Origin of the sequence: Frankia sp. AgPm24 (assembly GCF_023243055.1) — a bacterium.
GTDB lineage: Bacteria > Actinomycetota > Actinomycetes > Frankiales > Frankiaceae > Frankia > Frankia umida.
Genome location: NZ_JALKFW010000032.1, coordinates 1 through 5,911, shown reverse-complemented (window position 1 = coordinate 5,911; position 5,911 = coordinate 1). Strand labels below are relative to the sequence as shown.

Sequence of the window (5,911 nt, the reverse complement as noted above, 5' to 3'; positions counted from 1 at the left end):
TGGTAAGGGCCGGTTCGTCCGGGCCACGGGGCGGGCCCGCCCGGCGGGCGGATGCCCCGCCGGCGACTGCGGGGGGGGGGGGGGGGGTGTTGGGGGGGGGGGGGGGGGGCGCGGGCGCGGGGGGGGGGGGCCGGGGGCGCCGCCCCGGCGCGCCGCCGCACCGCCGGCGCGGGCACGCAGCAGCGTCACGACCGCCTCGGTGAGCCGGGCGGGGTCCACGGGATGGGCCACGACGGCGTCGGCCTGGGACCAGGTCGCGAGCCACCGGTCGTCCGGGCGGGCGACGAGCAGGACGGCCGGCGGGCAGTCGGTGACCTCGTTCTTGAGCTGCCGGCACAGGCCCATGCCGCCGCTCGGGGTGGCCTCGGCGTCGAAGACACACAGGTCGGCCTCGTGGTGGTCGACCACGCCGATCGCCTCCGCGGCGGTGGCGGCCTCGACGAACTCGAGGGGGGCCAGATCCTGCGCCGGACGACGGCCGAGGGCGGCGATGACGCGGGCCCGTACCTCGGCGCGGTCGGCGTACACCAGGATGGTCTTCGGGGTGGTGTCGTGCCCAGCTTCCACCTGCATGGCGTGCTGCCCTCCCGTGCGGCTGACCGGCGCGATCCGTCCGAAGATTACTCGTTCACGCCCGCCGTGGCCGTGGAGCCGGCCCATCGACCCGAGATTGCCAGCGCCGGCCGACTGAGTGATACTGAGATTCGTTCTCAATCGACGGGCGTGATCCATGACCGACCAGACCGATCTTCGACTGACCCCCCAGCGGATGGCCGTCCTCGAGGTGCTGCGCGCCGCGCATGACCATCCGACCGCGGCCGAGGTCTACGAGCGGGTGCGGCGCACCTCGCCGCGGATCGGCAGCGCTACGGTGTACCGCACCCTGGCGCTGCTGGTGTCGACCGGTCAGGCGCTGGAACTCAGCCTCGGTGGCGGTGCGGCGGCACGGTACGACGCCAACACCTGCCGCCACGATCATGCGGTCTGCGAAGGCTGTGGCCGCGCGGTCGATCTCGACCATCCGGTTCCCGACGGGATGATGGCGGAGATCGCGCGGCGATCGGGTTTCGCCATCACCGGGTACGACCTGCAGTTCCGGGGAATCTGTCCGGACTGTCAGGCCCGGGGCGTGGGCTCGGTCCGAGTCGGGGGTCCGGCCAGCCCACAGTGATCATCCCAGCTGGGAAGACCTCAGCGGGGAACACTCATCGCAAAGGAGCGTGACATGCCCAAGCTTGACGGCACCAAGACGCATGAGAACCTCAAGGAGGCGTTCGCCGGGGAGAGCCAGGCCAACCGGCGCTACCTCTACTTCGCCCGTCGCGCCGACATCGAGGGCCTGACCGACGCGTCCTCGCTGTTCCGCGACACCGCCGAGGGGGAGACCGGGCACGCCTTCGGGCACCTGGACTTCCTGGCCGAGGTCGGCGACCCGGCCACCGGCGAGCCGCTCGGCACCACGACGAAGAACCTGGCCAGCGCCGTCGCCGGTGAGACCTACGAGTTCACCGCCATGTACCCCGGCTTCGCGAAGACCGCTCGTGACGAGGGCTTCGAGGAGATCGCGGACTGGTTCTCCACCCTGGCCCGGGCGGAGAAGACCCACGCCGGTCGGTTCAAGCGTGCCCTCGACGCGCTCAAGGCCGAGGAGACCGCCGACGCCTGATCGGCCCCAGGCCGACGGCCGCACCACCCCTGGCGACACCCCGGCGACCGGTCCCGCGCCTCGCGCGTCCTGACCGGTCGCCGGTCTCGTCCGCCGTCCCGTCCCGTCGCCCGTCCGTCGCCCGTCCCACCACCCGGACCAGACCGTTACCGATACCCGGAGGCCGCGCCATGGCGCTGACCGTCGCCGACATCATCACCGACCATCAGGCGTACGCGCAGCGGCGGCCCGACCTGCGCCGACAGATGCTCCCGGTGCGGGCCGAACGGCGCGTCCGGGTCGGGGACATCGTGGTCGCCGAGTTCGAGAACGAGCAGACGCTGCGCTACCAGGTGCAGGAGATGGTCTACACCGAGCGGCTGACGGCGCCCGCCGACGTCGCCCACGAGATCGACGCCTACTCGCGTCTGTTGCCAGGTAGTCATGCCCTGACGGCGACGCTGTTCCTCGAGCTCGACGTGCTCGCCACGGTGCGTGACGAACTGCGCCGGCTCGCCGGCCTGCAACACAGCGTCCTGCTGGAGATCGGCGGGACGCGGGTGGCCGGGCAGGAGATCCCCGGCCCGGACGAGGACCCGGAGGTCGCCAGCGAGACCGTCTCGGTGCACATGGTGCGTTTCGCGCTCGGGGAGCAGGCTCGTGATCTCTTCCGCGACCCGGACGTCCCCGCCGAACTGGTCATCGACCATCCCGCCTACAACGACGGAACACCGCTGACCGGCGCCACCCGCCGTGCCCTCATCGCCGACCTGGCTCTGCGCGGCTGAGCGCCGATCCGCCGATCCGCTCCACCGCTGCACCGGTCCCTGCGGGACGACGGGACGACCGAGCGGCAGGACGACCGAGCGGCAGGACGACCGAGACGCCGGACGCCGCGATGCCGGGTGCCGAGACGCCGGACACATTGTCCGGGGGCACCCGTTCGGTGTGACCGTGGCGGGGTACGCGAAAGACCTACGGCACGACACGTCAGCACGCTCGTCCACGTCAAGGGAGTCAAACCCATGACCGATGACCAGCTACGTCCCGCGCACGACGCGTTCACCGGGCCGGACGCGACCGCCGAGCCGGAGGGCCGCACCGGAGCAGACACCCTGACGGGGGCGGACAGCATGGGCGGGCCCGACGGTCCGCAGGCCGAACGGGGCACGGCCGCCCGGGCAGCGCTGTGCCGGCTGGCCGACGGGGAGAACGAGCGCTCCGCGCTCGGCGATCTGGCGCTGGCCGAGGTCCTGCTGCCCGACCTCGGCAGCGACGTCACCGACCTCTCCGACGCCGACAGCGACGTCCTGCAGCTTCCGGTCGCGCAGCGCCAGGACGGCACCCAGTTCGTCCCGACGTTCACCTCCGAGCAGCGGCTGGCCGCGGCCCTGCCCGAGGTCGATCGCTACCGCACGGTCCAGATCGCGACGCTCGGTCGGATCTGGCCGTCCGACGAGCTCCTGCTCGCCGTCGACCCGGGCTCCGAGGCGGGCATCGCACTGCCGGCGGAGGGGCTGCGCGCCCTGGCCGCCATGTCCGGCTGAACCGTCATGTCCGGATGAGACCGTCATATCCAGCTGGAACCGTCATGTTCGGCTGACAGGGTCTGGTCGCCAGCCGGCGGCGTGGGTGGGGACGCGACGTCCCACCCACGCCGCCGGCTTCGCTTTGCGGGCAGCCCCACCTGGTAGTGGACGGGTGTGGCCCGCGGGGGGTGATGTGCCAACCGGCCCAGGGCCGCCGTGCCGCCCGACCCGGCTCCTGAGGAGGACCCGCGGTGGGTGAGGCACGCAACATCCGCCGGGACGCTCCCACTCGGCCCAAGGGTGCGGGCGGCTTCGCGGGCAGCCTCCCGAGCTGCGGTTTTCCCTGCGGCACAGGAATTTGCACCCAGCGCACACCGGTTGCGTCGGTGCCGGGCGCCGGTCATCGACGAGTCGTAGTCCTACCGAACGTCGAACCTACGGTGGCGCCTGGGGCGGCGCGTGTCAGAATGACCGACGTGGCCTCAGCCCCCGTCCTCGAGAAGGCTCCACCACCACACCCGACGGCCAACCGTCCCTCGATGGTCTCGGTCGGCACGGTCGTGTGGTTGTCGTCGGAGCTGATGTTCTTCGCGTCCCTGTTTGCGATGTACTTCACGATCCGTTCGGTCAACAGCGGCAACTGGCCGCCGACGACCGGGGACCCCATCGGGTCCGAACACGGACCCGTGGAGTTGCACGTCGGGTACGCGCTGTTCTTCACCGTGATCCTGGTGCTGTCCAGCGTCACCTGTCAGCTCGGCGTGTTCGCCGCCGAGCGGGGTGATGTGTTCGGCCTGCGACGCTGGTACCTGATCTCGCTGATCATGGGCGCTGTCTTCATCGGCGGCCAGGTGAACGAGTACTTCGGCGAGAACGAGTTCACGATGGCGTCGCACGCCTACGGTTCGGTCTACTACCTGACCACCGGTTTCCACGGGCTGCACGTGATCGGTGGACTGGTCGCCTTCGTCATGGTGCTGGGCCGGTCGACGTATGGGCGCTTCACGCCGGAGAAGGCGACATCGGCAATCGTCGTGTCGTACTACTGGCACTTCGTCGACGTCGTCTGGATCGCCCTCTTCGCGACCATCTACCTCCTCCAGTGAGCGACATGACTGAATCTTCAGGCACATCGTCGGACACGCCGCCGGAAACCACCCCGGTCATCCCGGCGAGTACCGCGGCCACCCCGCCGCGGGACGCCGCCGCCTCGCCGGAGTCGACCGGGACGTCGACCCGGGCCCGGGCGGCCGCGAGTACCGACGCCGATGCAGATGCCGACGCGGCCGACGTCGAACCCGGTGACGTCGAACCCGTCGACGCCGATGTCGTTGCCGCCGATGTGGTGACCGACGCCGACGTGACAGCCGACGCCGACGTGACAGCCGACGCCGATGAGGCCGACGCCGATGAGGCCGACACGGAGGCGGCGGGCTCGGGGGCGAAGCCGGTCGCCGGCCGTCCCGGCCTGCTCGGCCGCCGCCGTGCGCGCCGTCGGGTGTCCACCTCGCAGCGGCGCCGTCGCTCGTCCGCCCTGGTGCTCGCCCTTGGCCTGCTCGCCACCGGCGTGCTGTGGACGCTGCTGGCGCCCGGCGGCAACGCCGCGTCCGCGTCCGACTCCAACGAGGCGGTCCGCCAGGGCCGTGCCCTGTACCTCCAGGGCTGCTCCACCTGCCACGGGCTCGGCGCCCAGGGCTCCAGCACCGGGCCGAGCCTGATCGGGGTCGGCGCCGCCGCCGTGGACTTCCAGGTCTCCACCGGTCGGATGCCGCTGGCCGCCCCGGCCGCGCAGGCCGACCGCAAGGCACCGATCTACTCGGACACGCAGATCGCCCAGCTGGCCGCGTACATCGACAGCCTCGGTGGCGGTCCGGAAATCCCCAAGGTCGACGACACCGCGCTGGATGACGCGGCGCTCTCCAAGGGTGGCGAGCTCTACCGGGCCAACTGCGCGCAGTGCCATCAGGCGGTAGCCCAGGGTGCCCCACTGACCTACGGCAAGTTCGCGCCCTCGCTGGACGAGTCGACCGCGACTCAGATCATCGAGGCGATGCGGACCGGACCGGAGTCGATGCCCGTCTTCGGTGACCGTCAGATCAACGAAGAGGACGCGGTCGCGGTCGCGGCCTACGTCCGTCACCTGACCGACGCGCCCAGCCCCGGTGGCTTCAGCCTCGGCAAGTACGGTCCGGTGCCCGAGGGGCTGCTGGCGATTCTGGTCGGCATCGGAGGTCTGCTGGCCGTGTGCCTGTGGATCGGAGCGAGGCAGAAGCGATGAGCGACCAGACGGGCCCGGGCAGGCCGGGACCGGGCGGATCGGGTGAGCCCGACGGCCCGGGGGACTCCGCATCCGAGCGCATGCACTACGCCGGCTACCAGGGTGAGCCGGCGGACAAGGCTGATCAGGACTCGATGAGCAGCATCTTCCACCGGGCCAAGCACCCGGTCGACACCTCCGGTGCGCCGGCCAAGGGGTCGGACGTCTCCGCCGGGGGACCGGACGTCTCCGCCGGCACCCATGACGGTCCGGAGGCGCTGGGCACCCCACCGCACCAGACCGACTCCACCCGCGACCCGCAGCACACGGTGATGCGGGGCGGGGCGGGGGGCCCCCGGGGGGGCCCCCCCCCCCCCCCCGGCCCCCGCCCCCCCCCCCCCCCCCACGACCAGGTGATCGACGGCTGGGATCGCCGCAATCACATCTCCGAGCATCACAGCGGCCTCCGCCGGCAGGCGG

6 protein-coding genes and 2 pseudogenes are annotated in these 5,911 nt (G+C 71.9%); 7 read left to right on the top strand and 1 reads right to left on the bottom strand.

Annotated features, from left to right (window positions below; translation table 11 throughout):
• Window positions 1-144 precede the first annotated feature (144 nt).
• Window positions 145-573 (bottom strand): annotated as a pseudogene (locus tag MXD61_RS05320) (hypothetical protein); the annotation flags it as partial.
• A 157-nt stretch (window positions 574-730) separates the two neighbouring features.
• Between MXD61_RS05320 and MXD61_RS05315 the strand changes: the two are divergent.
• The 7 genes and pseudogenes from MXD61_RS05315 to MXD61_RS05285 form a co-directional block, all read left to right on the top strand.
• Entirely contained in the window at window positions 731-1,171 is a 441-nt protein-coding gene (locus tag MXD61_RS05315) for a Fur family transcriptional regulator (protein WP_248811729.1), read from the top strand.
• Between the two features lie 54 nt (window positions 1,172-1,225).
• Window positions 1,226-1,666 carry a rubrerythrin family protein gene (locus MXD61_RS05310; RefSeq protein ID WP_163547394.1) on the top strand — a complete coding sequence of 147 codons (441 nt, stop codon included), beginning with the start codon at window positions 1,226-1,228 and terminating at the stop codon, window positions 1,664-1,666.
• A gap of 170 nt (window positions 1,667-1,836) precedes the next feature.
• Window positions 1,837-2,433: a DUF3501 family protein gene (locus tag MXD61_RS05305; RefSeq protein ID WP_248811728.1), complete on the top strand. Its 597-nt coding sequence runs from the start codon at window positions 1,837-1,839 to the stop codon at window positions 2,431-2,433.
• A 237-nt stretch (window positions 2,434-2,670) separates the two neighbouring features.
• A complete protein-coding gene (locus MXD61_RS05300) occupies window positions 2,671-3,192 on the top strand; it encodes an SseB family protein (protein WP_248811727.1) in 522 nt (173 codons plus the stop codon).
• Window positions 3,193-3,641: 449 nt separating this feature from the next.
• Window positions 3,642-4,280 carry a heme-copper oxidase subunit III gene (locus MXD61_RS05295; protein WP_372512132.1) on the top strand — a complete coding sequence of 213 codons (639 nt, stop codon included), beginning with the start codon at window positions 3,642-3,644 and terminating at the stop codon, window positions 4,278-4,280.
• 254 nt (window positions 4,281-4,534) lie between these two features.
• The gene (locus MXD61_RS05290; RefSeq protein ID WP_374628469.1) at window positions 4,535-5,452 is read left to right on the top strand and encodes a c-type cytochrome; all 918 of its coding nucleotides are present in this window, start codon (window positions 4,535-4,537) and stop codon (window positions 5,450-5,452) included.
• Window positions 5,449-5,911, top strand: a pseudogene (locus MXD61_RS05285) ((2Fe-2S)-binding protein); the annotation flags it as partial. The gene MXD61_RS05290 and the pseudogene MXD61_RS05285, both read left to right, overlap by 4 nt.

Bases quoted from the DNA above. Each gene is read 5' to 3' on its own strand.
- MXD61_RS05315 (WP_248811729.1), top strand. From the start codon at position 731: ATGACCGACCAGACCGATCTTCGACTGACCCCCCAGCGGATGGCCGTC.
- MXD61_RS05310 (WP_163547394.1), top strand. From the start codon at position 1,226: ATGCCCAAGCTTGACGGCACCAAGACGCATGAGAACCTCAAGGAGGCG.
- MXD61_RS05305 (WP_248811728.1), top strand. From the start codon at position 1,837: ATGGCGCTGACCGTCGCCGACATCATCACCGACCATCAGGCGTACGCG.
- MXD61_RS05300 (WP_248811727.1), top strand. From the start codon at position 2,671: ATGACCGATGACCAGCTACGTCCCGCGCACGACGCGTTCACCGGGCCG.
- MXD61_RS05295 (WP_372512132.1), top strand. From the start codon at position 3,642: ATGACCGACGTGGCCTCAGCCCCCGTCCTCGAGAAGGCTCCACCACCA.